Genomic DNA, 24,848 nt, shown 5'->3' with positions numbered 1-24,848 from the left:
CCTCCCCCGGTGCCGGAGGATGACAACAGACTGACGACGATGAAGAAATACCTGCTTTTGCTGCTGCTCGGAACTTTCCTCTGCGCATGCAGTTCGGACGACGGCGAAGGAATCCCTTTCGTAACCGACGTGGTGATGCCCTCCGAGGCGCGGACGTTCGCCCCCGGCGACGAGGTGACCGTTTCGGCCAAAGGATTCGAAGCCGGCGACGACATCATGCTGCGCATCGCGTGGCCCCTGACCAACGCGGCGATCAGCGAAGGCTACGCCGACGGCGTCTGGGGCGTAGTGACCTCCCGCACCGAGTCGAGCATCACGTTCCTCGCTCCCGGCGGCTATCCTGCGGGTACGGCCGAGGTGAAGCTTTTCCGCCGCGGCAAAGCCATGCCGCTCGGCAGGATCTCCGTTTCCGACGGCACGCCACCTGCGTCGTATACGCTCTACGGGGTTTGCAATGACGATACGGGCGAGGTCGCAATCAGCGAATTCGACATGCAAACGGGCGAAATCGTCCGCACCGAACGGTTCCCCGGCAGCCACTTCATCCATCCGGTGAACCGCCCCGGTTCGAACTGCATCTTCGGACTCTCGCTCGACGGCGGAAAACGGTCGGCCGCCTTCTACGACCTGACGATGCGCTATTTCAGAAATTCCGGCGGCGACCGTGTCGTGACGACCGGCGTGCTGCCCAATTCGGAAGCCGCCTACCTGTTGTGCGAAGACAATTACTGCATCATTCTGGGCATGACCGAAACCCGCACCAGCGTCGTCGTGCCGCCTTCGTGGCGGATGCCGGAGGGTATCGGCGCCGGAATGCTGACCGGCAGTCCCTTCGTGATGAACAGCGACGGCTATGTGATGCTCTCCGTGAACAACGCCGAGGGATGCTATACGCCGATGGTGTTCGGCATGCGTTCGGCAGGCACCGAAGCGCGGCTCGGCGATCCGGTCTATGCCGACGGGATGATCCCCTTCTGGATCGTGGAATCCGCGTCCGATGCCGCCGGACCGAAACACTCCGTCTGCTGCGGCTATGCCGTGGTGAAGGACGGCGCGACGGAACTCCGGCTGTACGATCCCGCGGCGATGACCTTCGGAGAGGTGCTGGCGGCGGTGCCGGCCGCCGTACGCTCGGTAACGGCCGTGACTTTTCCCGACAGCGATATTCAGGATCGTATTTACATGCTCTGCGACTTGGGCGACGGCGGAAGCCGGGTGCAGGTCTACGACCGTGCGGCGAAGTCGCTCGACATCTTTTCCGGGACCGTTTACTGTACGGAAATCGTGCTGGTGCGCTGATCCTGCGGGAAAATAACGGCATGCAGGCCCGGAATTTTTCCGGGCTTGTTCCGTCTTGTACGAATTTTGCGTATTTTTACGCATCGAAATCAAGCTTACTATGTCTATAGCATGTCAATTATCGTTCGTGCGCAGCACGCTGCCCGAAGACGTCACGCTGGTCGCCGTGTCGAAGACCCACCCCGTGGAGGCGATACGCGAAGCCTACGACGCGGGACACCGCGTCTTCGGCGAGAGCCGTCCGCAGGAGCTGCGCGAAAAATACGAGGCGCTGCCCCAAGATATCGAGTGGCACATGATCGGCCACCTGCAGACCAACAAGATCAAATATATCGCGCCGTTCGTCTCGCTGATCCATTCGGTGGACAGCGCGCGTCTGGCCGAAGCCATCCAGCGCGAGGCCACCAAATGCGGCCGCACGATCGAGATTCTGCTGGAGATACATGTCGCCGACGAAGAGACCAAGTCGGGCTGGGAGATCGGGGAGCTTATGCGGTATGTCGGCACGGCGCCCTTCGCCCGGATGCCCGATGTCTGCGTCCGCGGCGTGATGGGCATTGCGACCAATACCGACGACGGGGAGGTTATCCGCCGGGATTTCACGGAGCTGAAACGCTGTTTCGACCTCTTGCAGCCCTATTTCGGGGCGCGGTTCAACGTGTTGTCGATGGGCATGTCGCACGACTACCCCTTCGCCGTCGAGTGCGGGTCGAACATGGTGCGCGTCGGGTCGCTGATTTTCGGGGAGAGGGACTACGCGAAGTAAACGGAGAAGCCGTCCGTTCCGGCTGCGTAAATCCCCGGAGGCGCGCAGGAGCGGGATTATAAACGGCGGACAGCCGGAATGAAGCCTAAATTTGAAAAATGAATCGTATTATGAAGGTAGGATTTATCGGATTCGGAAATATGGCGCAGGCTCTTGCCGAAGGGTTTGCCGCGACGGGGGCGTTGAAGCCCTGCCAGATCGGCGCCTGCGCCCGCGACCGGGCCAAACTGCGGCGCAATACGGAGCCGAAAGGCTTTCTGGCTTTCGACGATGCCGCCCGTGTCGCGGAGTTCGCCGACATGGTGATCGTAGCCGTGAAACCCCATCAGGTCGAAGCGGTTTTGTCGCCTGTGAAGGAGCTGCTGGCCGGGAAAATCGTCGTTTCGGTGGCTGCCGGCATGACGTTCGGAAAGTACGAAACCATACTTGCGCCCGGAACGCACCATCTCAGTACGGTTCCCAACACGCCGGTCGCCGTCGGCGAGGGAATCGTTGTCTGCGAACGCCTCCACTCGCTCTCCGATGCCGAGTGGAAAGAGACGGAGCGGCTGTTTTCGCACGTCGGGCTGGTGATGCAGGTCGATACTCCCCTGCTGGGACTTGCCGGGACGATCTGCGGCTGCGGTCCCGCGTTCGTGGCGATGTTCATCGAAGCGCTCGCCGACGCCGCCGTCAAACACGGCATCGCACGCGCCGATGCCTACCGCATGGTCAGCCAGATGGTCGTCGGCACGGGCAAATTGCAGCTGGCGACGGGACAGCATCCCGGCGCGATGAAGGATGCGGTTTGTTCGCCCGGCGGCACGACGATCGTCGGCGTCGCCGAACTCGAACGCAAAGGTTTCCGCGGCGCGGTGATCGACGCCGTGGACGCGATTCAGGATAAAAAGTAATCGGATTTTTCGTAAAAAAGCCCGGACCGGACGTCCGGGCTTTTTTGTCTGTCATGTCAGTGTGCAGGAGCGCCGCGGAGGACGTGTCGTGCGCGTTCGACCGGACTTGGATGCCGGCGCTTGTCTTGTGACTGCGGCGGGGGTATGTCCGGAGCGGACGTTACTTTGCGGTACGCGGGTTTGCGACCGAGTCGCGGACGATCCTTTCAGGCGGCAGTTGCAGCTGCGTCCGGCAGCGTACCTCCTCCCGGATGCTCTCCAGCAGCAGCCTGACGGCTGTTTTCCCGATCTCTTCGACGGGCTGGCCGATGCGGGTTATGGCCGGAACCAGAAAATCCAGATAGGGATTGTCGTCGAACGACACCACGGAAATATCTTCGGGGATCCGCAAACCCGATTCGCGGATGGCTTTGACCGCGCCGAGCAGGATCGTATTGCTCAGGGCGAATATCGCCGTGGGACGGTCGGGACCTGCCACGGCGAGCTTGGTCTGCCGGTAGCCGTTCTCCAGCGAGAATGCGTCGCCGGTTATGATGGCTTCCTCCTGCAGTCCCGCTTGTCGGAGCGCGTCGAGATAACCCTGCACGCGCCGGCGGTTCGGCATCGAATGGGGAACGCCCTGTATGCAGGCGATTCTGCGGTGTCCTCTCTGCAGCAGAATCCGGGTCGCCTCCACGCCTCCGCGGTAGTTGTCGGTGCAGACGTACGGCAGCGAGGTTCGCTCGAAACTGCGGTCCACCAGCATGACGGGAACCGAGCGGTTCACCTTTTCGAGGTGGTCGGGCGTCCGGCCGCACGGAACGGCCACGATGCCGTCCACCCGGCGCGAAAGCATCGTCCGGATGCCCTCCTGCTCGTTTTCTTCGTTCTCCATGGTATCGACCACCATTACCGTATATCCGTGGCTGCGGGCTTCCCGGATGATGGCGCTGGCGATGTCGGCGAAATAGGGGTTCGACACCTGCGGAATCAGTAAGCCCAGCGTATTGGTGCGTTTCATGCGCAGTCCTTTTGCCAGAAGGCTCGGCGTGTAGTCGCACCGTCTGGCTTCGGCGAGGATCAGCTCGACGGTTTTCCGGCTGATGCGGTATTTCTCCGCCTGTCCGTTCAGTACCCGCGAAACGGTCGATATGGCGAATCCGGTCCGTTTGGATATGGTGACCAGCGTCTCTTTCATGCGGCGTTCTGTTATATTATTTATGGATGCCGGAACCCGTATGGATGCCGGAACCCGTATGGATGCCGGAACCCGTATGGATGCCGGCCCCGTTTCCGGTTCTTCCGGTTCTTCCGGTTCTTCCGGTTCTTCCGGTTCTTCCGGTTCTTCCGGTTCTTCCGGTCAGCTCTCCAACCTGTTTACCAACCTGTTTACCAACCTGTTTACCGGCTTGTTTACCGGCTTGTTCTCCGGCCTGCTCTCCGACCTGCTTCCCGCCTGTTTCCCGACCTGCTTTCCATCCTGTTCTCCGGCTCTGTCTGCCTGTCCGAATACACCGGCGCGGATTGTTGCCCGGTTTTTGTTTCGAACAAAAGTAGCCATTTTTTCGGATGCGGCAAGAAAATAATGATAGGCATATGAAAAAATACCATAAAAAAGCTTGTAATTTTCTTTTATTGTCTTTATACTTGCATATGTGATTGCACAAACGATTGCGCAATACCTGATATTGATAATCTGAAATTATAACCTATGGAAAAAATTGTGATTGTCGGCAGCGCCAATACCGACCTGATCGTCCGGGCCGACCGGATTCCGTCGCCCGGCGAGACCGTTCTCGGCGGCGAATTCCGGATCGTTTCCGGCGGCAAAGGTGCCAATCAGGCCGTCGCCGTCGCGCGGCTGGGCGGCGACGCCCTTTTCGTGGCGCGTATCGGGACCGACCTTTTCGGAGATGAACTGATGGCCCGCTACACCGCGGAAAAGATGGATACTTCGCATGTCGTCCGCGATTCTCAGGCCCCTACGGGCGTGGCGCTCATCACGGTCGATAATTCGGCCGAAAACTGCATCGTCGTGGCTCCCGGAGCGAACGCGCGGCTTTCCAGAAAGGATATCGACGACGTCCGGCCCGAACTGGCGAAGGCAGGCTATCTGCTGATCCAGCTCGAAATACCGCTCGAAACCGTGGAATACGCGATACAGACCGCCGCCGAATTGGGCGTGAGGGTGATTCTCAATCCGGCGCCTGCGGCGCAGATCGACGAAAAGTACCTGAAATACGTCTACCTCCTTACGCCCAACGAGTCGGAGTGCGCCCTGCTTACGGGACGTCCCGTACTGAACGGGACGGATGCGGCAGCCGCAGCGGAGACGCTGTTGAACAAGGGGGTGAAGAACGTGATCGTCACCTGCGGTTCGCGCGGCGCGCTCGTGAAAAATGCCGATATTTGCACGGTGGTGCCCGCATGCCGTGTTTCGGCAGTCGATACGACCGCGGCGGGCGACGTTTTCAACGGGGCGCTGACCGTGGCGCTGGCGGAAGGCTTGCCGCTCTTGGACGCTGCGCGCTTTGCAACGCACGCCGCCGCCCTCTCGGTGACCCGCATCGGGGCGCAAAGCTCGATTCCGACGCGCCGCGAAGTGGACGACGCCCGTTTTGCGAATAACGGCCGATCCGCCGACCGAATGACAACCCTTTAAAACTTCGAATATGTTTGTAGTAAACGATTATGCGACCGCCGTGATACTCTGCATTGTCACGATGTTGTGCTGGGGCTCGTGGGGCAACACTCAGAAACTGGCAGGCAGGACATGGCGTTATGAACTCTTCTACTGGGACTATGTCGTCGGCATGCTCCTTTTTTCGCTGATCCTCTGCTTTACGCTGGGCAGCATCGGCAGCGAAGGCCGTCCCTTCCTCGAAGATCTCGCGCAGGCTGCGCCCAAGGCCCTCGGCAGCGTACTGCTCGGCGGCGTCATCTTCAACGCCTCGAACATCCTGCTTTCCGCCTCCGTGTCGCTGGCCGGACTGGCCGTCGCCTTTCCGCTGGGCGTGGGTCTGGCGTTGGTGCTGGGCGTGGTCATCAATTACATGGGAGCGCCGAAGGGCGACCCCGTCATTCTGTTCCTCGGCGTGGCGCTGATCGTCATCGCCATCGTCTGCAACGGAATCGCTTCGGGACGGGTCCGGAAGGAGCCGGGTTCCTCGGCGCAAAACCGCAAAGGCATTCTGCTGGCGGTGCTGGCCGGCGTCCTGATGTCGTTCTTCTACCGCTTCGTGGCCGCGGCAATGGACCTCGACAACTTCGAATCCCCCACCCCCGGCATGCTGACGCCCTATTCGGCGATCTTCATCTTCTCGGTGGGCGTCCTGCTGAGCAACTTCGTCTTCAACACGCTCGTCATGAAACGGCCCTTCGTCGGTACGCCGGTCGGTTACGACGCCTATTTCAAAGGCTCGGCCCGCACCCATTTGGTCGGGATGCTGGGCGGCGCGGTCTGGTGTCTGGGTACGGCGTTCAGCTACATTGCGGCGGGTAAGGCCGGGGCCGCCATTTCCTATGCGCTGGGACAGGGCGCGCCGATGGTCGCCGCCGTCTGGGGCGTTTTCGTCTGGAAGGAGTTCCGGGGCGCGGGCCGCTCGGTGGGCTGGCTGCTGGCGGTCATGTTCCTCTTCTTTATTCTCGGTCTGGCATGTATCATTCTCTCCGGAGGCAACTGAATAACCTGAAACGATGAAGAAACTTTTGATTCTGGCGGCGCTTGCCGCCCTCTGTACGCCGGCGGTCCGGGCGCAGCAGACGCCCGCCGCACCCCTGCGGGTGATTTTCGATACCGACATGGGCAACGACGTGGACGATCCGCTGGCGCTCGATATGCTTTACAAGGCGGTGGACCGGGGTGAAATCACCCTGCTCGGCATTCTCAGCAGCAAGGATACCGAGTTTTCGCCCCGCTATATAGATATGATGAATACGTGGTACGGCTATCCCGAAATTCCGGTCGGAAGGGTCCGTGACGGCGTGGTGCTCAAACGCGACGACTACGCGCGTGCCGTCTGCGAGTCGGGACTTTTCCCCCGCAGCCGCAGGGACCGGGACTACGGCGATCCCGTAACCCTTTACCGCCGCCTGCTGGCCGAGAGTCCCGACAGCTCGGTCGTGGTCGTCTCCGTCGGTTTCTCGACCAATCTCGGCCGCCTGCTGGAGAGCCGGGGCGATCGGTATTCGCCGCTGGACGGCATCGAACTGGTGAAGCGCAAGGTGAAGTCCTGTTCGGTGATGGGCGGAAGCTTCGGCGACAAGCCCCGCGCCGAATACAATATCGTGAACGACATCCCCAACGCCAAGCGGCTTTTCGCGCTCTGTCCCGTACCCGTCGCGGTCGTGTCGCTCGAACTGGGCAAGACGGTGAATTATCCCGGAGCCAGCATCGAAACCGATTTTGCGTGGGCCGGAAAGCACCCGATGGTCGAGGGCTACAAAGCCTACCGCAAGATGCCTTACGACCGTCCTACATGGGACATGATGTCGGTGCTGTATGTCCTGCGTCCCGAAATGTTCGGGGTGTCCGAACCGGGAATCATCTGCGTGGACGATCAGGGATACACCTATTTCACGCCGACGCCGCGCGGAAAGCATACGGTGCTCACCCTGACGCCCGGACAGCAGGATGCCGTGCTGCGATTCTTCGTGCGGGAGCTCTCTTCGAAGCCTGCGAAGTACTGGTAGACACCCCTGCGGTCTGGGAGACGGCTCCTTGGGGGCGCGGTCTTTTGACGAAATAAGCCGGAGTCCGAGACTCCGGCTTATTTCGTGTCCGGGGCTTGGGAGCCCCGTATGCGGTGCGCCGCCCTACCTCACCCGCAGCGAGCGGCCGATGCGCAGCACCGTGGTCGATTTGATATTGTTCATGCGGCAGATGTTGTTTACCGTCGTGCCGTATCTGCGGGCTATTGCGCCCAGCGTATCGCCCGACTTGATGCGGTGATACTTCATGGCGGCCTTTTCGGCGGCCTCTTTCTTGTCCTGCTCCTCGTTGGCGATCTCGTCGTCGAAGTCCTGCCCCGCGTTCGAATAGATGCTGAAGAACGATTTCTTCAGCAGGAACGTTTCTCGGCTCAGGATGCCGTTCTTGAAGTCGATCAGCCGTTCGGGGTCGAACGACTGGCCGTAATAGCGCGTCTCGAAATGCAGATGCGGACCCGTCGAGCGTCCCGTCGAGCCGCCCAGACCGATGATCTGTCCCGCTTCGACCCACTGGTTCGGCTCGACCATGCGCTCCGAAAGATGGCCGTAATAGGTCTCCAGCCCGTTGTCGTGGCGGATGATGACCAGATTGCCGTACCCGCCCTTGTTGTATTCCGAGATTCGCACCCGGCCGCAGAACGTGGCGTAAACCGGATCGCCCGTCTTGAGCGGCAGATCGACGCCCTGATGCTGGCGGCGACGGCGCGGACCGTACTTGCCGCGCGGATGCACCGAACCCTGATACGGGCAGTGATAGCCGGTCAGCGAGTCGATCAGGTCGATGACCACCGACTGGGGCATCGACGACATGTCTACCTCCTTGTAGGGGAAGAGCGTCTTCGTATCCCAGTATTTCTCGAAGATGGTGCTGTCCTTGGCCACTTCGCGGTTGCGGACGTATTTCCATGTGTTGTTGCTGTAGAGCACCACCTGCACCGCGTCGTTGCCTGAGTCGAGCGTGTCGAGGACTACGACGTCGTTGGTATCGAAAATCGACTCGATCTGCTTGGGCGCCAGCCGCAGGCGCAGCGCGGCGATGGAATCCACCGCTGCGGCCTCTTCGGGCGACAGGGCCGCGACGTGCAGCGAATCGGTTTTCTCCGCGGCCTGCGGTTCGGCGGCCGCGGCCGTGAGCGCCGCTACGGCGGCCATACATGTAAGGCAGTATTTTTTCATACGCAGTCTATTGTTGTCTGATAAGTTCCTCGGCGGCTTCCAGCGCCTTGTAAAATTCCTCGCCGAAGCGTCGCACGATCGGCTCCCTGAGCGCCTTGTAGACCGGGATTCCCAGTTTCCGTCCGCACTCGCGCGCCGGGGCGCACACCGACCATCGGTGGTAGTTCAACCCTACCGTGCCGTTCGAAAACCGCATGAGCCGGATCGGATATAAATGGCATGAGATCGGTTTGCGGAACGCCGTCTTCCCCTCCAGCCACGCCTTTTCCACGGCGCAGAGCGTGATGCCGTTCTCCCGGTAGGTATAGGCGCACTCGGCGCCGTCGACCAGCGGCGTGGTCAGGTCCCCGTCCTCGTCCACGACCATGAAGCCCTGCCGCTCGACGGCTTCGATGCCTTCGGGCGTCATGTAGGGCTTGTAGGCTTCGTATTCGCGTTCGAGAATATCGACCTCTTCCGCTTCGAGCGGCGCTCCGGCGTTGCCTTCGACGCAGCAGATGCCCTTGCAGGCCGCGATGTCGCATGCGAAGCATTCGCGCAGCAGGTCGGCGCTTACGATTTTGTCGTCTATCTCGATCATTTGCGGCAGGTGTCGGTGATAACGAGGTCGAACATCTCCCCCAGCGTCATGCCCATGGCTTTCGCCTGCTTGGGCACGATGCTTCCCGCACTCATGCCGGGAATGGAGTTGATCTCTATCATATAGGGTTTGCCTTCGGGCGTGACGATGAAATCGACGCGCACCACGCCCGAACAGCGGCACGCCTTGTAGGCGATGCGTGTCATGCGGTGCAGCTCCTCCGCGATTTCGGGTGCGATCTGCGCCGGGGTTATCTCGTCCGAATACCCTTCGGTGTATTTGGCCTGATAGTCGAAGAAGTCCTTCTTGGAGACGATCTCCGTGATCGGGAACAGATACTCCCTGCCCCCCGCCACCATCATGCCGCAGCCCATTTCGCGGCCTTCGATGCACTCTTCGATCAGCACTTCGTCGCTCTGGGCGAAAGCCGCTTCGACGGCGGGCAGCACCTCGTCGCGCGTGTGGACCTTCGTCACGCCGAACGAACTGCCGCTGGCGTTTGGCTTGATGAAAAGCGGAAGCCCGAATTCGGCGATTACTTCGTCCGGGTCCGCGGTCTCGCCCTTGCAGAGGAAAATTTCACGGGCGAGGTTGATGCCGCGGCCCGCCACGGTGCGCTTGGTGGTGACTTTGTCGAACGTGATGACCGAAGAGGTCATCGAACACGACGAATAGGGAACGCCCATCATGTCCAGATAACCCTGCAGCCTGCCGTCCTCGCCGGGCGTGCCGTGGATGATGATCAGCGCATAGTCGAAAACCTTGCGTTCGCCCTCCACCGTCAGCGAGAAGTCGTTCTTGTCCACCTGCCATTGGCGGCCGTCGGGGGCCGTGTAGTGCCAGTCGCGGTGGTGGAGGTCTATGACCGTAATGTCGTATTTTTCGTGGTCCAGCGCCGATTCGATCTGCGCGGCGCTCTGAAGCGCGATTTCCCGTTCGGGCGAATCGCCGCCCGCCATGAGGGCAATCTTCAAACGTGTCATTGTCAGGGGTTGTATATGTCTTTGTATCTGAATTCCAGTATTTCCTGCACCATCTGCGCATACTGCCGCGCTTCGGCGTGGCTGTCGTCCAGCTGCAGCACGCGGTTGAAGTCGTTGAGCGCCGCGCCCCACTCGTTGAGCCGGTAATGGAGTTTGCCGCGCTCGGTGTACAGTTCCGTATTTTCGGGTTCCGCGGCGATCTGCGCCGTCAGTGCGGCCTTGCGTGCCGCCGGGCTCCAAAGCCCTTTGCGGCGGATGTACTCCGCGACTCCCGCGTCGAGCATCTGCGAGACGTCCTCGCCCCGCTCGATCCGTCCGCGCACCTCCGTCGAGGAGAAATCCTGCAGCGGAGCATCCTCCAGCACGGTGATGCGTCCGGCGAAACGCCCGACCTGCTCGCCGCGGCGGGGATAGACGTATATCGGGTATTCGAGTATTTTTTCGTACTCCTTCCAGCCGTCGAGCCGTTCGAGCTGGTCGGCGCCCATCAGGATCGAAAACTCCATCTCCGCGCCGTGGTTCTCGGTCAGATAGCGCAGCGTGTCGATTGTGTACGAGGGTTTGGGCAGCAGAAACTCCACCACCGAAGGTTTGATCCGCTCCGGCAGGCGCGATGCGGCGCAGGCCCTTTCCGCCATCTCGAAGCGGTCCATTTCGGGCGCCAGTTCGGCGGCCCGCTTGTAGGGGCTTTGGGGCGAGACGACGAGCACCGCTTCGTCGCACAATCCCTGCTCCACGACATATTCGGCCAAGGCGATATGGCCTTTGTGTACGGGGTTGAACGACCCGAAATAGAGCATTACGCGTTTCATGACCGGCCGGTTATGAATTCGTCGATGATGCGGGTGGTCTCGGCGATGGCTTCGTCGAGCGAGTCGTTCACGACGATGTGATCGAATTCGGGGGCTTTCGTCAGCTCGAATTCGGCCTTCGCCACGCGGCGGTCGATCACCTCCGGGGCATCCGTGCCGCGGCCTTCGAGCCTGCGGCGCAGCTCCTCGACCGAAGGCGGCATGACGAATATCGAGCATGCGTCGCCGCCGAAGATACGCTTGAGATTGATGCCGCCGATCACGTCCACGTCGAAAACGATGATGTTGCCTTTGGCCCAGATGCGCTCAACTTCCGAGCGCAGCGTGCCGTAGCAGGTGCCTTTGTAAACCTCTTCCCACTCCACGAACCGGTTTTCGGCCACGGCCTGCATGAACTCTTCGTGCGTCATGAAGTGGTAGTCGCAGCCGTGCCGTTCGCATCCGCGGGGTGCGCGGCTGGTCGCCGAAACCGAAAATTCGAACTGCGGAAAACGCTTCAGCAATTCGCGTACGATGGTGGTTTTTCCCGAACCGCTCGGAGCGGAGAATATTACGACCTTGCCCATTATAATATGTTCAGTACCTGTTCCTTGATCTTTTCCAGCTCATCCTTCATCTTGACTACCAGAATCTGGATGTTCGATTCGTTGGCCTTCGACCCCATGGTGTTGATCTCACGGCCCATTTCCTGCGCGATGAAGCCCAGTTTGCGGCCTGCGCCCTCTTCGCCCGCGGCCACTTCGCGGAAGTATCTGCAGTGGTTCGCAAGGCGGACCTTCTCTTCGGTGATGTCGAGCTTTTCGAGGTAGAAGATCATCTCCTGCTCCAGCCTGTTGCGGTCCACGTCGGCCTGCAGCTTTTCGAGGTTGTCCAGAATCCGGGCCTTGATGGTCTCCGTGCGGGCCTTTTCGAAAGGCACGACCTCTTCCTTGTAGCTTTCGATCCTGTCCACGCGGCCGAGCAGGTCGGCGATCAGGATGGCGCCTTCCTGCATGCGGAATGCGTCGAGCCGGGCGGCGGCGGCTTCCGTCGCGGCGATCAGCGCCGCATGCTCCTCGTCGGATATGCTCTCCGTTTCGGTCGATACCACTTCGGGCAGACGCATGATGACGGGCACGATGGCGTCGTAGTCGGCGTCGATGCCCGCGAAGGCCAGCGTGTCGGTCATTTGGCGCAGGTATTCGCGGAACACCTCTTTATTTATACGCGCCGGCGTCTCCACGGCCTGCGACTCGACGGTCACGAAGACATCGACCTTGCCGCGCTGGATCGTGCGGGCGATGATGTTGCGTATTTCGTATTCCGACTGGCGGTATACGGCCGGCAGCCGCAGTCCGAGGTCGAGCTGTTTGGAGTTGAGCGAGCGGATTTCTACCGTGATCTTTTTATTTTGCAGAGCGGCTTCGCCTTTGCCGAAGCCCGTCATCGATTTTACCATTGCGGCGGATGTTAAGTTTCGGCAAAAGTAATAAAAACAATTCAAAAATGCCGGGTGTTCGGGACGCCGGGTGAAATTTCTTTGAACAAGTTTTGCACAAGTGTTGTATTCTCAGGAATATTTTATTTATATTTGTGTTAGCAAACTAACAGAATGGAGTTCCGAAACCCTAAATTCACATCAGAATATTATGAAAAAGCACAATTTCAACGCGGGACCGTCGATCCTTGCAGACGAAGTACTTGAAAATGCGGCCAAAGCGATTATCGATTTCAACGGGTCGGGCCTTTCGCTGCTTTCGATTTCGCACCGCACCAAGGATTTCGACGACGTGATGGCCGAAGCCGACGCGCTTTTCCGCGAGATGCTCGACATTCCTGAGAACTACAAGATTTTCTATATCGGCGGCGGCGCCAGCACCTTCTTTTACGAGGTGCCCGCCAACTTCCTCGGTAAGAAAGCAGGTTACGTGAATACCGGCGTCTGGGCGAAGAAAGCCATGAAGGAGGCCAAGCGTTACGGCGAAGTGGAATTGCTGGCGTCGTCCGAAGACCGCAATTTCACCTATATTCCCAAGGGTTTCGCCATCCCCTCCGATCTGGATTACGTGCATATCACCTCCAACAATACGATCTACGGCACCGAGTACCACGAGGACCTCGTTTCGCCCGTTCCCCTGATCGCCGACATGTCGTCGGACATCCTTTCGCGTCCGGTCGATGTGACCAAGTACGCCATGATCTACGGCGGCGCGCAGAAGAACCTCGCCCCTGCGGGCGTTGCGTTCGCCATCATCCGCGAGGATATGCTCGACAAGATCGTGCGCGACCTGCCGACGATGGTTTCGTTCCGCACCCATGTCGAGAACGGCTCGATGTTCAATACGCCGCCCGTGTTCCCGATCTACGTGCTCAAGGAGACCCTCAAGTGGCTCAAGTCGATCGGCGGCGTTCCCGAAATCTACCGCCGCAATCAGGCCAAGGCCGCGCTGCTCTACGACGAGATCGACCGCAACCCGCTCTTCCGCGGCACGGTGGACAAGGAGGACCGTTCGCTGATGAACATCTGTTTCGTGATGGCCGACGGTTACGAGGAGCTGGCTCCCGAATTCATGGAGGCCGCCAAGAGCCGCGGCATCGTGGGCATCAAGGGCCACCGGCTGGTGGGCGGTTTCCGCGCTTCGTGCTACAACGCACTGCCCGTCGAGAGCGTCAGGGTGCTTGTGGAGTGCATGCAGGAGTTCGCCGCCAAACACGCGAAATAACATCCGTCCATGGCGCATTTTTTTACCTTTACACCGAGGAAACGTGCGGCGTCGGACATAGATTTTATTCATTTAATCGAAAATACAGGTATGAAAATATTGGTTGCGACGGAAAAGCCCTTTGCCAAGAAGGCCGTAGACGGCATCCGTCAGATCGTCGAAGGCGCCGGATACGAACTGGCCCTGCTCGAAAAATATACCGACAAATCGGAACTGCTCTCGGCCGTGGCCGACGTGGATGCGCTGATTATCCGCAGCGACAAGGTGACGGCCGAAGTCATCGAAGCGGCGCGGAACCTCAAGATCGTGGTGCGTGCCGGTGCCGGTTACGACAACGTGGACCTCGCGGCGGCTACCGCACGCGGCATCGTGGTGATGAACACTCCGGGCCAGAACTCCAACGCCGTGGCCGAACTGGCGCTCGCCATGATGATTTTCATGGCCCGCAACGGCTTCACGCCCGGCACGGGTTCCGAGATTCAGGGCAAGACCCTCGGTATCCATGCTTACGGCAACGTGGGCCGGCTGGTGGGCCGCAAGGGCAAGGCGATGGGCATGAACGTGATCGCCTATGATCCTTTTATCACCGATTCGGCCGTTTTCGAGGCCGACGGCGTGAAAAAAGTGAATTCGGTCGAAGAATTGTATAAGAACTCGGACTACCTCTCGCTGCATATCCCCGCGACGGAGCAGACCAAAGGCTCGATCGGCTACGACCTGCTGATGTCGATGCCCAAGGGCGCGACGCTGGTCAATACCGCCCGCAAGGAAGTGATCGACGAGCAGGGAGTGATGAAGGCCCTGACCGAACGCGAAGACCTGAAATACATTACCGACATCGCCGCCGGCATCCAGTCCGAGCTGAACGAAAAATTCGGCAGGCGGGTGTTCGCCACGGCGAAGAAGATGGGCGCCGAGACCGCCGAAGCCAACATCAACGCCGGCCTTGCCGCTGCGAATCAGATCGTGGACTTCTTCAAGAACGGCAATACCCGGTTTCAGGTGAACAAATAGTGTATAACATATGAATCATAACATATGGTAAGAATCAAACCTTTCCGGGGAATACGCCCCCCGAAACAGTACGCTTCCGAGGTCGCGTCGCGTCCCTATGACGTGCTGAACTCCGCCGAGGCGAAGGCCGAAGCCACCGAGCGTTCGCTGCTGCACATCATCAAGCCCGAAATCGACTTCGACCCCATTGCGGACGAACATTCGCAGGAGGTTTACGACAAGGCCGTCGAGAATTTCCGCGCATGGCGCGAAAAGGGCTGGCTCGAACAGGACCCTGAAGAGTACTATTATATCTATGCGCAGACGATGGACGGCCGCACGCAGTACGGCCTGACGATGTGCTGCAACTACGAGGATTACCTTTCGGGCGCGATCAAGAAGCACGAACTGACGCGTCCCGACAAGGAGGAGGACCGCATGATCCACGTCCGCAACCAGAAAGCCAATATCGAACCGGTGTTCTTCGCCTACCCCGACAACGCCGAGATCGACGCCATCGTGGCCGGCGTGGTGGAAAACAACGCTCCTGAGTACGATTTTACGGCCGCCGACGGCTTCGGACACAAATTGTGGGTTATCCGTGACAGGAAGACCAACGACCGCATTACGGAGATTTTCAAGGATATTCCGGCGCTGTACGTCGCCGACGGCCATCACCGCACGGCCGCCGCGGCGCGTGTGGGACAGGAGTGCCAGCGCAGGAATCCCGACCATACGGGGCGTGAGGAGTACTGCTACTTCCTTGCCGTGACCTTCCCCGCGGGCCAGCTACGCATCATCGACTACAACCGCGTGGTGAAGGACCTGAACGGTCTGACCTCCGCCCAGCTGCTCGAAAAGCTGGCCGAAAACTTCACCGTCGAGGACAAGGGCGCCGAAGAGTACCGCCCTTCGGGACTGCATAACTTCTCGATGTACCTCGACGGCCGTTGGTACAGCCTGACGGCCAAGCCCGGCACTTACGACGACAACGACCCGATCGGGGTGCTGGACGTCACGGTGCTGTCGAATCTGGTGCTGGACCGGATTCTGGACATCAAAGACCTGCGCACTTCGAAGCGGATCGACTTCGTGGGCGGCATTCGCGGTCTGGGCGAGCTGAAACGCCGCGTGGACAGCGGCGAGATGAAGGCGGCTTTCGCCCTCTATCCCGTCTCGATGCAGCAGCTCATCAACATCGCCGACACGGGCAACATCATGCCTCCGAAGACGACGTGGTTCGAGCCGAAACTCCGCTCCGGCGTGGTGATCCACTCCTTCGAGGAGTAGCCGCCGTCCGCGTTCGATTGAAAGACAGCCTTTTCGGGCTGTCTTTTTTTTGCGGATGCGCCGGAATCGCTATCTTGCAGTAATGCTGGTCTTTTCCGTGTGGAGCCTCTTTTTCCTCGTCTGGTTCTGCATCGGCGGCCATAGGGGCGAAAATAAATACGGACCCGATCCCAAGGCGGAATAAAACCTCCGAAATGTTTTGTGTGCAGAGCGTTCGGGATGCTGGATTCCGGCCGCACTGCTTTCACTTATCCGTTTTTCGTGATAAGATTTGTTGCATTCGTTTAGAATCTTCGGGATTTTTTTATATATTTGTAAGGAACTTAACAAAACTACGGCTTATGGCTAAAATAAAAGGAACAGTCGTTGTCGATAAGGAACGCTGCAAAGGATGCGGAGTGTGCGTCGCTTCGTGTCCGTGCAATGTGCTGGGCATGTCGGCTGAGGTGAACAGCAAGGGCTACCCCGTGGCCCGGATGGCAAATCCCGACGCCTGCATAGGCTGCGCTTCGTGCGCGGTGATTTGCCCGGACAGCGTCATCACGGTTTATCGTCAAAAAATCGAGTAAGCTATGGCAGAGAAAGAGGTAAAACTGATGAAAGGCAACGAAGTGATCGCCCATGCGGCGATCCGTTACGGTTGCGACGGATATTTCGGCTACCCGATCACGCCCCAGTCGGAGGTGATGGAGACGCTGATGGAACTCAAACCGTGGGAAACCACGGGCATGGTCGTGCTGCAGGCCGAATCGGAGATCTCGTCGATCAACATGGTCTACGGCGGCGCATCGACCGGCAAACGGGTGATGACCTCCTCGTCTAGCCCCGGCGTCAGCCTGATGTCCGAGGGGCTTAGCTATCTGGCGGGCGCCGAGCTGCCCTGCCTGATTATCAACTGCCAGCGCGGCGGTCCGGGGCTGGGCACCATCCAGCCTTCGCAGGGCGACTATTTCCAAGCCTGCAAGGGCGGCGGTCACGGCGACTTCCACCTGATCGTGCTGGCGCCCAATTCCGTGCAGGAGATGCACGACCACGTGGCCGTCGCGTTCGATCTGGCGTTCAAGTACCGCAATCCGGCGCTGATTTTGGCCGACGGCGCCATCGGACAGATGATGGAGAAAGTGGTGCTCGCGCCGCAGCGTCCCCGCAAGACCGACGAGGAGATCGCCGCCGAGTGCAAGTCGTGGGCGACCTACGGCAAACCCGCCGACCGTCAGCGCAATATCGTGACATCGCTGGAACTGCAGTCCGAGAAGATGGAGATCATCAACAAACGCCTTCAGGAGAAATACAAGGCCCTCGAAGAGAACGAGGTGCGCTACGAAGCGATCGACTGCGACGATGCCGATTACGTCATCGTGGCGTTCGGCTCGTCGGCCCGCATCTGCTCGGCCACGGTCGAGATGGCGCGCGCCGAAGGACTCAAGGTCGGCCTGCTGCGTCCGATCACCCTCTATCCTTTCCCCAAGAAGCCGCTTGCCGAACTGGCCGCGCGCGGCGTGAAGGGCTTCCTCTCCGCCGAGCTGAATGCGGGTCAGATGGTCGAGGACGTTCGGCTGGCCGTGAACGGCGCGGCTCCCGTCGAGCATTTCGGCCGTCAGGGCGGTATGATGTTCGCCCCCGACGAGGTGCTTGCCGCACTCAAGGAAAAACTGATTAAAAAGTAAAGACTATGGCAGAGGTTGAAATCAAAAAGGAGAATCTGGTTTATGCCAAACCGAAGCTCATTACCGACAACGTCATGCACTACTGCCCCGGCTGTAGTCACGGTACGGTACACAAACTGATTGCGGAGGTCATCGAAGAGATGGGTCTCGAAGAGAAGACCGTGGGTGTTTCGCCCGTGGGCTGCTCCGTATTCGCATACAACTACATCGACATCGACTGGATCGAAGCGGCGCACGGACGCGCGCTGGCCGTCGCTACGGCCGTCAAACGGCTGCATCCCGGCAATCTGGTCTTCACCTATCAGGGCGACGGCGACCTGTCGGCCATCGGCACCGCGGAGTCGATCCATGCGGCCGCCCGCGGCGAGAATGTCGTGGCGGTCTATATCAACAACGCCATCTACGGCATGACGGGCGGCCAGATGGCTCCGACTACCCTGCTGGGCATGAAGACCGCGACGACCCCCTACGGCCGTGATCCGCGTCTGAACGGCTATCCCTACAAGATCGCCGAGATGATGGCCCACCTCGACGGCGCTACCTTCATCACGCGCCAGAGCGTGCATACGCCGGCCAACGTGCGCAAGTGCAAGAAGGCGATCCGCAAGGCGTTCGAGAATTCGATGGCCGGCAAAGGCTTTTCGCTGGTTGAGGTCGTTTCGACCTGCAACAGCGGCTGGAAACTTTCGCCCGTCGCGTCGAACGAGTGGCTTGAGCAGAACATGCTGCCTTTCTATCCGCTGGGCGATATCAAGGACGTAAAATAAGAGGACCGATATGAAAGAGACTTTAATTATCGCAGGATTCGGAGGACAGGGCGTCCTCTCGATGGGCAAGATACTGGCCTATTCGGGTGTCATGCAGGATTTCGAAGTTACGTGGATGCCCTCTTACGGTCCCGAAATGCGCGGCGGCACGGCCAACGTGACGGTGATCCTTTCGGACCGGAAGATTTCGTCGCCTATCGCCCATGAATTCGATACGGCGATCATCCTGAACCAGCAGTCGATGGAGAAATTCGAACCGATGGTAAAACCGGGCGGCGTGCTGATCTACGATACCAACGGCATCACGCGCCACCCCGTGCGTACCGACATCGAGGTTTACTCGATCGACGCCACGGCCGAGTGCGCGAAGATGGGCCAGGCCAAGCTGTTCAACACGATGATCCTGGGCGGGTATCTGAAAGTGCGCCCCGTGGTCGAGATGGAGAATGTGATGGTCGGGTTGAAAAAGTCGCTTCCCGAACGTGCGTGGAAGATGCTTCCCGAAAACGAGAAAGCCATCCATCACGGCGGCGAGATCATCAAGAAGATCCGCTGACCGCAGCGACGCTTATGGAAAAGCCGCCCGGAGAAATCCGGGCGGCTTTTTTCGGTCCGGATCACAGTCCCTTCGCCCGGATATTCAAAAACGTTGTTTGTATAGACACATTCGCGCTGGAGCGCGAAACGGGCAATGCAAATTAGGATAATCTCCCGAAAAACAGTAAATTGGTAGACGTAATCCCGATGTTTAGTCTGCAGGGCATCAACTTTGCGTGCCCGGACATATACATTAAATCATTCAGTTATGGACAAGAACGAACAGCAACTGCCGCGTCTGGGCGAACCCGTTCCGGCATTCGAAGCGATGACGACGCAGGGGAAGGTCAGCTTCCCGGCCGATTACAAAGGCAAATGGGTGATTCTTTTCAGCCACCCTGCCGATTTCACGCCTATCTGCACCTCGGAGGTGCTTACTTTCGGCGCCCGCACTGCGGAGTTCAAGGCGCTGAACTGCGAGCTGATCGGTCTTTCGGTGGACAGCCGCAACAGCCATATCGCGTGGCTGCGCACGATCCGCGAAAAGATCGAATACAAGGGCATGAAGGATATAAAGGTGGAATTTCCGATTATCGACGACGTGTCGATGAAGGTTGCCAATCTCTACGGCATGATCCAGCCCGGCGAAAGCCAGACCGCTGCCGTGCGCGCCGTGTTCTTCGTCGATCCCAAGGGCGTGCTGCGGGCGATGATCTATTATCCGCTGGCGCTGGGCCGCAATTTCGACGAAATCAAGCGCGTGCTGGTGGGCTTGCAGGCCATCGACGCGTTCGGCGTGGCGATGCCGGCCGACTGGCGTCCGGGCGACGAGGTGATCGTTCCGATGAAGGGCGAGGACATGAACGACCAGCCTGAAGGCGTGAAGTGCTACGACTGGTTCTTCTGTACGCGCCCGCTGCCGAAGGAAGAGATCGAAAAGAAACTCGGCAAAGGATACGAAATCAAAGGATAATCGAAAGGGGCTTGCGCAAGCCCCTTTTTTATTGATATATTCCTGCCGATCGCCGGATGAGGTTATTTCTGAAACCGGTACTGTCCGATGTCCCGCAGTCCGAGCAGCAGCTCGCGCACCGGAAGCCGCTTTTTACCGGCTATCTGCAACTCGCCGAGGGTGATCCATCCGTCGGCGCATGCCACGCGGATAAAGGTGCGTCCGTCGCTTTCGACGGTTCCTGCCGCTTCGTTGTGTGCCGCCGCTTCGAACGCCGCCGCATAAATTTTCGCCGTGATGGATGCCGTTTCGCCCTCTTTGCGCATTTCGGTCCATGCGGCCGGATAGGGCGAAAGCCCGCGCACGAAGTTCACGATCCGCCGTCCCTCCCACGACCAGTCGATCCGGCAGTCCTCCTTGAAGATCTTGGGCGCAGGATGCAGACGGCTCTCGTCGATACCCGTCTGCTCCATGGGCTGAATATCCCCTGCGGCGATGCGGTCCACGGTCTCGGTCACGAGCGCCGTTCCGGTGTGCATCAGTCTGTCGTACATCGTGCCCACGTTGTCTTTCGGAAGAATCGGCACGCGCACCTGCGCGATGATCGCGCCTTTGTCTATTTCGTGGTTGAGCAGGAACGTCGTGACGCCGGTCTCGGTTTCGCCGTTGATGACGGCCCAGTTGATCGGCGCGGCCCCGCGGTACTGCGGAAGCAGCGAGGCGTGCAGGTTGAACGTCCCCAGCCGCGGCATGGCCCAGATCACTTCGGGAAGCATGCGGAACGCGATGACGATCCCCAGATCGGGTTTCAGCGCCTGCATGGCTTCGACGAACTCTGGTGCTTTCAGCTTTTCGGGCTGCAATACCGGAAGTCCCAGTTCGAGCGCGGCCAGCTTAACCTCGCTCTGATGCAGTTTCTGGCCCCGTCCGGCGGGTTTGTCGGGCGTCGTGACCACGGCCACGACGTTGTAGCCCCCGGCGACCAGCGCCCGGAGCGACGGTACGGCGAATTCGGGCGTACCCATAAATACGATGCGCAGCTCTTTCGGATTCATTGTTCTTCGTATGTTATGCTTCGTCTCTTGTGCGGAATGCGGGCCTTCTGAGCCGGGTTATTTCTTGTCCAGTCCGAGCGTGTGGTGCATGCGCTCCTCCTTGGTCTTCAGGTAGCGCAGGTTGTGCTCGTTGGGGGCGATGACCACCGGCACGATCTCGTCGATCCGCAGTCCGTAGCCCTCCAGCCCGGCCCTTTTGAGCGGGTTGTTGGTCATCAGCCGCATGTGCTTGATGCCCATTTCGCGGATGATGCTCGCGCCGATGCCGTAGTCGCGCTCGTCCACGCCGAAGCCCAGCTGCACGTTGGCGTCCACGGTGTCCAGTCCCTCGTCCTGAAGCTTGTATGCCTTGATTTTGTTGCAGAGTCCGATGCCGCGCCCCTCCTGCTGGAGGTAGATGATCGCGCCCTTACCTTCCTTTTCGATCATGCGCATCGCTTCGTGCAGCTGGTCGCCGCAGTCGCAGCGGCACGAGCCGAAGATGTCGCCCGTGGCGCATGACGAGTGTACGCGGGTCAGCACCGGTTCGTCCTCGGTCCATTCGCCTTTGGTCAGCGCCACATGCTCCAGCCCGTTGCTCTTCTGGCGGAACGGCGTGATGCGGAAATCGCCCCATGCGGTCGGCAGGTCCACGGTTTCGCCCTTCTCGACGATGGATTCCTCCTTCAGCCGGTATGAGATCAGCGACGCGATCGAGATGATTTTGAGGTCGAATTTCTTGGCGATCTCGATCAGCTGCGGCAGACGGGCCATCGTGCCGTCTTCGTTCATGATTTCGATCAGCGCGCCTGCGGGCTGCAAGCCTGCCAGCCGCGCAAGGTCGATCGCTGCTTCGGTATGTCCCGGACGGCGGAGTACGCCTTTCTGGCGTGCGCGCAGGGGGTTGATATGTCCCGGACGGCCCAAGTCCGTGGCCCGCGTGGCCGGGTCGGCCAGCGCGCGGATCGTCGCCGCACGGTCGTGGATCGAGACGCCCGTGGTGCAGTCGTGGCCCAGCAGATCGACGGTCACTGTAAAGGGAGTCCCCAGCAGCGAGGTGTTGTTCTCCTCCATCATGTTGAGGCCGAGTTCGGCGCAGCGGTCCTCCGAAAGCGGTGCGCAGAGTACGCCGCGGCCCTCCTTGAGCATGAAATTCACGATTTCGGGGGTTATTTTCTCCGCCGCTACGATGAAGTCGCCTTCGTTTTCGCGGTCTTCGTCATCGACGACGATCACTATTTTGCCGTTGCGGAAATCTTCGATAACCTCTTCCACACTATTCAGAATCGTGCTTTTTGCCATTTCGTTTGAGTTTTATAGCGTTTTTCAATTTGTTGATCGCGGGTCGCATGCGTTCGTAGAGCGCCTTGAATTTTCCGGCGTACCAGTCCGTGTCGAGCAGCGCCGAGTCGTTCGTGGCCTTGTAGGTCAGGTAGATCGCTATGGGCGTGAGGATGAACGTCGAGAGCCACATGCCGTATACGGCGTCCCAGCTTCCCTCCTTGGCCAGTTTCTCGCCTGACAGACTGATGATGTAGTAGATCACGAAGAAGATGATCGACACGACGACCGGAAGTCCCAGTCCGCCCTTGCGGATGATGGCGCCGAGCGGTGCGCCGATCAGGAAGAAGATCATGATCGACACCGGCAGCGACATCTTCTTGTGCCATTCGACTTTGCTGCGGTAGAGCTGGTTGAGCGCCTCTTTTGCCGCCGACTCGTCGAACGAGAACATGTTGCGGGAGTTCTTGGCCAGCGTGCGCGCCTGATTCCATACGCGCTCCTTTTCCCGCATCTGCAGCGTAGCGATGGAATCCATCGCCGCCATGTCGCGGAACCGGCTCTTGTCGATGCGGAGACTGTCGGGCTGCGGGAGCACCGAGTTGTCGCGGGAGAAAATCTGCTCCTTGAGCAGCGGTTCGTACGAGCGCGTCGTCGCGCTGTTCACCATTTTTTCGAGCGAGTCGATGTCGTGCTGCAGCTCGTTGATATTCTTCGTCTGGCTGTTCGAAAACTGGTTGGCGTCGGTGCGGCCCATCGCGAAGCCCTCCATCGGGATCACCTGATCCTGCTTCTCGAAGATATGGTGGCGCAGTTTGCTCTGGGTGAACCACTGGCTGCTGCGGGTCTGCTCGTAGGTCTCGCCGTTGAAAAGCGTCACCAGCAGGTATTTCTTGTCGTCCGAAAGACGGATGTATCCCGAATCGGCCACGATGGTGTTCATGTCGCCGTTGGCCGCGCGGTTGTCGTATATCAGCACGTCGTGCAGCAGATGCGTTTCGGGTTCCTGCCTGCTGACGCGGATCGACATGTTGTCGATGCCGTTGAAGAACAGTCCGTCCTGAAATTCGAGACTCTGTTTCTGCTGGCGGATGTCGTATAGGATGCTGAACACCTTTTTGTTGGCGTACGGCACGAGGTTGTTGCCGATGAAGAAGCTGCCCACGGAGATCAGGCTCACCAGAATAATCAGCGGCTTGGTGATGCGTATGAGCGACATGCCGGCCGACTTCATGGCCAGCAGCTCGTAGTTCTCTCCCAGATTGCCCATGGTCATGATGGCCGCCAGCAGCATGGCCAGCGGCAGTCCCAGCGGGATCATGTTGGCCATGAAGTAGGTCATCAGCTCGATGATGATGCCTGCGCTGAGTCCTTTGCCCACCAGCTCGTCGATGTAACGCCACACGATGTTCATCATCAGGACGAACATCACGATGAAGAACGTGAGGACCATCGGCCCCAAGTAGGCTTTCAGTACGAGTTTATGGATGGTTTTCATGCGGCGGCACCGGCTTTTTTGTTACGCAAAGGTAATAGTTTTACTACAATAAGCGTAAGAGTGAGTGTAAATATTATGGCTGCTCCGGGCGGAACTTCGAAATTGTAGCTTGCGACGAGTCCCGCGACGTTGCCCGCCACGGCGACCAGCGGCGCGCAGAGCGCGATGGTCCGGTATGAGCGCGAGAGCGAATTGACGATGGCCACGGGCATCGTGAGCAGCGAAATCAGCAGGACGATTCCCATGATGCGGATCGAGAGGACGAGCGTCACGGCGATCAGCGCCGCCATCACGTAGGAGATCACGCGGGTCGGAATGCCCCGGCTGCGGGCGAAATCGCGGTCGAAGGCCACGTACATCACCGGCCGCAGCCATAGCAGCGCTCCGGCGATGATGAACAGCGTCAGAGCGGTCAGCGCCGCGACGTCGCCGTGTGTCACGGTGACGATGCTGCCGAACAGGTATGCGGAGAGATCGCCCGACGTGTAGCCCGGCCGCAGGCTCATGAAGAGCGCGCCGACGGCCATGCCCACCGACCAGATGATGCCGATGGCCGAATCTTCGCGGATGCGGCCCCTGCTGCCGGCCCATTCGATGCCCAGCGCCGAGAGTACGGCGAAGATCATCGCCCCGGCGATCGGGTCGGTGCCGAGGTAAAACGCGATGCCCAGTCCGCCGAACGAGGAATGCGTGATGCCTCCGGCGAGGAAAACCATCCGGCGGCATACGACATAGGTGCCTATCACGCCGCACGTTATGCCCGAAAGGACACACGCCGCCAGCGCGTTCGACAAGTAGCCGTATTGAATCAGGTCGCTGAAAAATTCCATGCCTCGTTCCTTATATTGCGCGCAAATTTACGCTTTTTTCTCGGAAAAGCCCTCCCTTTTCGCACAGTTTTCGTAATTTCGCCCGGTAAATAACGACAA

26 protein-coding genes are annotated in these 24,848 nt (G+C 59.4%); 15 read left to right on the top strand and 11 right to left on the bottom strand.

Annotation, left to right across the window (positions count from 1 at the left end; all coding sequences use genetic code 11):
* The first annotated feature begins 39 nt into the window (after positions 1-39).
* From ACESTR_RS03575 to proC, 3 genes are all read left to right on the top strand, one after another.
* The gene (locus ACESTR_RS03575) at positions 40-1,299 is read left to right on the top strand and encodes a WD40-like domain containing protein (protein ID WP_229100528.1); all 1,260 of its coding nucleotides are present in this window, start codon (positions 40-42) and stop codon (positions 1,297-1,299) included.
* 100 nt (positions 1,300-1,399) lie between these two features.
* Entirely contained in the window at positions 1,400-2,065 is a 666-nt protein-coding gene (locus ACESTR_RS03570; protein ID WP_130062626.1) for a YggS family pyridoxal phosphate-dependent enzyme, read from the top strand.
* A gap of 110 nt (positions 2,066-2,175) precedes the next feature.
* Positions 2,176-2,958, top strand: a complete 783-nt coding sequence (gene proC / locus ACESTR_RS03565) for a pyrroline-5-carboxylate reductase (protein ID WP_130062627.1) — start codon at positions 2,176-2,178, stop codon at positions 2,956-2,958.
* A gap of 160 nt (positions 2,959-3,118) precedes the next feature.
* On the opposite strand, the gene ACESTR_RS03560 is transcribed toward proC, so the two are convergent.
* Positions 3,119-4,135 carry a LacI family DNA-binding transcriptional regulator gene (locus ACESTR_RS03560; protein ID WP_009598183.1) on the bottom strand — a complete coding sequence of 339 codons (1,017 nt, stop codon included), beginning with the start codon at positions 4,133-4,135 and terminating at the stop codon, positions 3,119-3,121.
* Between ACESTR_RS03560 and ACESTR_RS03555 the strand changes: the two genes are divergently transcribed.
* From ACESTR_RS03555 to ACESTR_RS03540, 4 genes are all read left to right on the top strand, one after another.
* Positions 4,113-4,523 (top strand): hypothetical protein, encoded by a 411-nt coding sequence (locus tag ACESTR_RS03555; protein WP_302575628.1) that lies wholly within the window; start codon positions 4,113-4,115, stop codon positions 4,521-4,523. The genes ACESTR_RS03560 and ACESTR_RS03555 overlap by 23 nt on opposite strands.
* Before the next feature lie 125 nt (positions 4,524-4,648).
* Positions 4,649-5,599, top strand: coding sequence for a ribokinase (gene rbsK / locus ACESTR_RS03550; protein ID WP_009598145.1), 951 nt, complete (start codon positions 4,649-4,651; stop codon positions 5,597-5,599).
* 10 nt (positions 5,600-5,609) lie between these two features.
* Positions 5,610-6,620, top strand: coding sequence for a GRP family sugar transporter (locus tag ACESTR_RS03545; protein ID WP_009598217.1), 1,011 nt, complete (start codon positions 5,610-5,612; stop codon positions 6,618-6,620).
* A 13-nt stretch (positions 6,621-6,633) separates the two neighbouring features.
* The gene (locus ACESTR_RS03540) at positions 6,634-7,629 is read left to right on the top strand and encodes a nucleoside hydrolase (protein WP_130062630.1); all 996 of its coding nucleotides are present in this window, start codon (positions 6,634-6,636) and stop codon (positions 7,627-7,629) included.
* Between the two features lie 123 nt (positions 7,630-7,752).
* Here ACESTR_RS03540 and ACESTR_RS03535 read toward each other — a convergent pair whose 3' ends face one another.
* From ACESTR_RS03535 to ACESTR_RS03510, 6 genes are read right to left on the bottom strand one after another with little or no spacing between them, the layout of a single operon-like run.
* A complete protein-coding gene (locus ACESTR_RS03535; RefSeq protein ID WP_014776582.1) occupies positions 7,753-8,799 on the bottom strand; it encodes a peptidoglycan DD-metalloendopeptidase family protein in 1,047 nt (348 codons plus the stop codon).
* Between the two features lie 31 nt (positions 8,800-8,830).
* Entirely contained in the window at positions 8,831-9,403 is a 573-nt protein-coding gene (locus ACESTR_RS03530; RefSeq protein WP_130062631.1) for a DUF3109 family protein, read from the bottom strand.
* A complete protein-coding gene (locus tag ACESTR_RS03525) occupies positions 9,400-10,386 on the bottom strand; it encodes a D-alanine--D-alanine ligase (RefSeq protein ID WP_315976127.1) in 987 nt (328 codons plus the stop codon). Before ACESTR_RS03525 ends, ACESTR_RS03530 begins: the two co-directional genes overlap by 4 nt.
* Positions 10,387-10,388: 2 nt before the next feature.
* On the bottom strand, positions 10,389-11,198 hold the full coding sequence (gene nadD, locus ACESTR_RS03520; protein WP_009598231.1) for a nicotinate (nicotinamide) nucleotide adenylyltransferase: 810 nt from the start codon (positions 11,196-11,198) through the stop codon (positions 10,389-10,391).
* Positions 11,195-11,764, bottom strand: a complete 570-nt coding sequence (gene gmk / locus ACESTR_RS03515; protein ID WP_009598274.1) for a guanylate kinase — start codon at positions 11,762-11,764, stop codon at positions 11,195-11,197. The genes nadD and gmk overlap by 4 nt, the downstream gene beginning before the upstream one ends.
* A complete protein-coding gene (locus ACESTR_RS03510) occupies positions 11,764-12,624 on the bottom strand; it encodes a YicC/YloC family endoribonuclease (RefSeq protein ID WP_014776579.1) in 861 nt (286 codons plus the stop codon). Before ACESTR_RS03510 ends, gmk begins: the two co-directional genes overlap by 1 nt.
* 202 nt (positions 12,625-12,826) lie before the next feature.
* Here ACESTR_RS03510 and serC point away from each other — a divergent pair, with 202 nt between their 5' ends.
* The 8 genes from serC (at position 12,827) to ACESTR_RS03470 (ending at position 20,127) form a co-directional block, all read left to right on the top strand.
* Positions 12,827-13,900, top strand: coding sequence for a 3-phosphoserine/phosphohydroxythreonine transaminase (serC, locus tag ACESTR_RS03505; protein WP_014776578.1), 1,074 nt, complete (start codon positions 12,827-12,829; stop codon positions 13,898-13,900).
* A 90-nt stretch (positions 13,901-13,990) separates the two neighbouring features.
* Complete coding sequence (locus tag ACESTR_RS03500; protein ID WP_014776577.1) at positions 13,991-14,914, top strand: 3-phosphoglycerate dehydrogenase; 924 nt, start codon at positions 13,991-13,993, stop codon at positions 14,912-14,914.
* 24 nt (positions 14,915-14,938) lie between these two features.
* Positions 14,939-16,183, top strand: coding sequence for a DUF1015 domain-containing protein (locus tag ACESTR_RS03495; RefSeq protein WP_195290905.1), 1,245 nt, complete (start codon positions 14,939-14,941; stop codon positions 16,181-16,183).
* Positions 16,184-16,524: 341 nt separating this feature from the next.
* Entirely contained in the window at positions 16,525-16,752 is a 228-nt protein-coding gene (locus ACESTR_RS03490) for a 4Fe-4S binding protein (RefSeq protein ID WP_009598251.1), read from the top strand.
* 3 nt (positions 16,753-16,755) lie between these two features.
* Positions 16,756-17,850 (top strand): 3-methyl-2-oxobutanoate dehydrogenase subunit VorB, encoded by a 1,095-nt coding sequence (locus ACESTR_RS03485; protein WP_014776575.1) that lies wholly within the window; start codon positions 16,756-16,758, stop codon positions 17,848-17,850.
* A gap of 5 nt (positions 17,851-17,855) precedes the next feature.
* On the top strand, positions 17,856-18,617 hold the full coding sequence (locus tag ACESTR_RS03480) for a thiamine pyrophosphate-dependent enzyme (protein ID WP_009598236.1): 762 nt from the start codon (positions 17,856-17,858) through the stop codon (positions 18,615-18,617).
* 10 nt (positions 18,618-18,627) lie between these two features.
* Entirely contained in the window at positions 18,628-19,173 is a 546-nt protein-coding gene (locus ACESTR_RS03475) for a 2-oxoacid:acceptor oxidoreductase family protein (RefSeq protein ID WP_009598297.1), read from the top strand.
* Positions 19,174-19,422: 249 nt separating this feature from the next.
* Complete coding sequence (locus ACESTR_RS03470) at positions 19,423-20,127, top strand: peroxiredoxin (RefSeq protein WP_009598154.1); 705 nt, start codon at positions 19,423-19,425, stop codon at positions 20,125-20,127.
* Between the two features lie 62 nt (positions 20,128-20,189).
* Here the strand turns inward: ACESTR_RS03470 and fmt are convergent, their stop codons facing one another.
* Genes fmt through ACESTR_RS03450 form a run of 4 tightly spaced genes read right to left on the bottom strand, consistent with a single transcriptional unit; the run spans position 20,190 to position 24,749 of the window.
* Positions 20,190-21,161, bottom strand: a complete 972-nt coding sequence (fmt, locus tag ACESTR_RS03465; protein WP_302267405.1) for a methionyl-tRNA formyltransferase — start codon at positions 21,159-21,161, stop codon at positions 20,190-20,192.
* Positions 21,162-21,218: 57 nt separating this feature from the next.
* Positions 21,219-22,442, bottom strand: coding sequence for a bifunctional 3,4-dihydroxy-2-butanone-4-phosphate synthase/GTP cyclohydrolase II (locus tag ACESTR_RS03460; RefSeq protein WP_014776569.1), 1,224 nt, complete (start codon positions 22,440-22,442; stop codon positions 21,219-21,221).
* Positions 22,417-23,919: an LptF/LptG family permease gene (locus ACESTR_RS03455; RefSeq protein ID WP_195290900.1), complete on the bottom strand. Its 1,503-nt coding sequence runs from the start codon at positions 23,917-23,919 to the stop codon at positions 22,417-22,419. The genes ACESTR_RS03460 and ACESTR_RS03455 overlap by 26 nt, the downstream gene beginning before the upstream one ends.
* Positions 23,916-24,749 (bottom strand): metal ABC transporter permease, encoded by an 834-nt coding sequence (locus tag ACESTR_RS03450; RefSeq protein WP_237959005.1) that lies wholly within the window; start codon positions 24,747-24,749, stop codon positions 23,916-23,918. The genes ACESTR_RS03455 and ACESTR_RS03450 overlap by 4 nt, the downstream gene beginning before the upstream one ends.
* Between the last annotated feature and the right edge of the window lie 99 nt (positions 24,750-24,848).

The sequence above is a fragment of the Alistipes sp. DJF_B185 genome (genome assembly GCF_964250025.1).
In the GTDB taxonomy this organism is placed as follows: Bacteria; Bacteroidota; Bacteroidia; order Bacteroidales; family Rikenellaceae; genus Alistipes; species Alistipes finegoldii.
The sequence above is the reverse complement of the archived record's forward strand: the minus strand, read 5'-3'. Positions and strand labels throughout refer to the sequence as shown.

Coding starts and splice junctions, on each gene's coding strand:
- ACESTR_RS03575 (WP_229100528.1), top strand. CDS start 40: ATGAAGAAATACCTGCTTTTGCTGCTGCTCGGAACTTTCCTCTGCGCA.
- ACESTR_RS03570 (WP_130062626.1), top strand. CDS start 1,400: ATGTCTATAGCATGTCAATTATCGTTCGTGCGCAGCACGCTGCCCGAA.
- proC (WP_130062627.1), top strand. CDS start 2,176: ATGAAGGTAGGATTTATCGGATTCGGAAATATGGCGCAGGCTCTTGCC.
- ACESTR_RS03555 (WP_302575628.1), top strand. CDS start 4,113: ATGGTGACCAGCGTCTCTTTCATGCGGCGTTCTGTTATATTATTTATG.
- ACESTR_RS03560 (WP_009598183.1), bottom strand. CDS start 4,135: ATGAAAGAGACGCTGGTCACCATATCCAAACGGACCGGATTCGCCATA.
- rbsK (WP_009598145.1), top strand. CDS start 4,649: ATGGAAAAAATTGTGATTGTCGGCAGCGCCAATACCGACCTGATCGTC.
- ACESTR_RS03545 (WP_009598217.1), top strand. CDS start 5,610: ATGTTTGTAGTAAACGATTATGCGACCGCCGTGATACTCTGCATTGTC.
- ACESTR_RS03540 (WP_130062630.1), top strand. CDS start 6,634: ATGAAGAAACTTTTGATTCTGGCGGCGCTTGCCGCCCTCTGTACGCCG.
- ACESTR_RS03535 (WP_014776582.1), bottom strand. CDS start 8,799: ATGGCCGCCGTAGCGGCGCTCACGGCCGCGGCCGCCGAACCGCAGGCC.
- ACESTR_RS03530 (WP_130062631.1), bottom strand. CDS start 9,403: ATGATCGAGATAGACGACAAAATCGTAAGCGCCGACCTGCTGCGCGAA.
- ACESTR_RS03525 (WP_315976127.1), bottom strand. CDS start 10,386: ATGACACGTTTGAAGATTGCCCTCATGGCGGGCGGCGATTCGCCCGAA.
- nadD (WP_009598231.1), bottom strand. CDS start 11,198: ATGAAACGCGTAATGCTCTATTTCGGGTCGTTCAACCCCGTACACAAA.
- gmk (WP_009598274.1), bottom strand. CDS start 11,764: ATGGGCAAGGTCGTAATATTCTCCGCTCCGAGCGGTTCGGGAAAAACC.
- ACESTR_RS03510 (WP_014776579.1), bottom strand. CDS start 12,624: ATGACGGGCTTCGGCAAAGGCGAAGCCGCTCTGCAAAATAAAAAGATC.
- serC (WP_014776578.1), top strand. CDS start 12,827: ATGAAAAAGCACAATTTCAACGCGGGACCGTCGATCCTTGCAGACGAA.
- ACESTR_RS03500 (WP_014776577.1), top strand. CDS start 13,991: ATGAAAATATTGGTTGCGACGGAAAAGCCCTTTGCCAAGAAGGCCGTA.
- ACESTR_RS03495 (WP_195290905.1), top strand. CDS start 14,939: ATGGTAAGAATCAAACCTTTCCGGGGAATACGCCCCCCGAAACAGTAC.
- ACESTR_RS03490 (WP_009598251.1), top strand. CDS start 16,525: ATGGCTAAAATAAAAGGAACAGTCGTTGTCGATAAGGAACGCTGCAAA.
- ACESTR_RS03485 (WP_014776575.1), top strand. CDS start 16,756: ATGGCAGAGAAAGAGGTAAAACTGATGAAAGGCAACGAAGTGATCGCC.
- ACESTR_RS03480 (WP_009598236.1), top strand. CDS start 17,856: ATGGCAGAGGTTGAAATCAAAAAGGAGAATCTGGTTTATGCCAAACCG.
- ACESTR_RS03475 (WP_009598297.1), top strand. CDS start 18,628: ATGAAAGAGACTTTAATTATCGCAGGATTCGGAGGACAGGGCGTCCTC.
- ACESTR_RS03470 (WP_009598154.1), top strand. CDS start 19,423: ATGGACAAGAACGAACAGCAACTGCCGCGTCTGGGCGAACCCGTTCCG.
- fmt (WP_302267405.1), bottom strand. CDS start 21,161: ATGAATCCGAAAGAGCTGCGCATCGTATTTATGGGTACGCCCGAATTC.
- ACESTR_RS03460 (WP_014776569.1), bottom strand. CDS start 22,442: ATGGCAAAAAGCACGATTCTGAATAGTGTGGAAGAGGTTATCGAAGAT.
- ACESTR_RS03455 (WP_195290900.1), bottom strand. CDS start 23,919: ATGAAAACCATCCATAAACTCGTACTGAAAGCCTACTTGGGGCCGATG.
- ACESTR_RS03450 (WP_237959005.1), bottom strand. CDS start 24,749: ATGGAATTTTTCAGCGACCTGATTCAATACGGCTACTTGTCGAACGCG.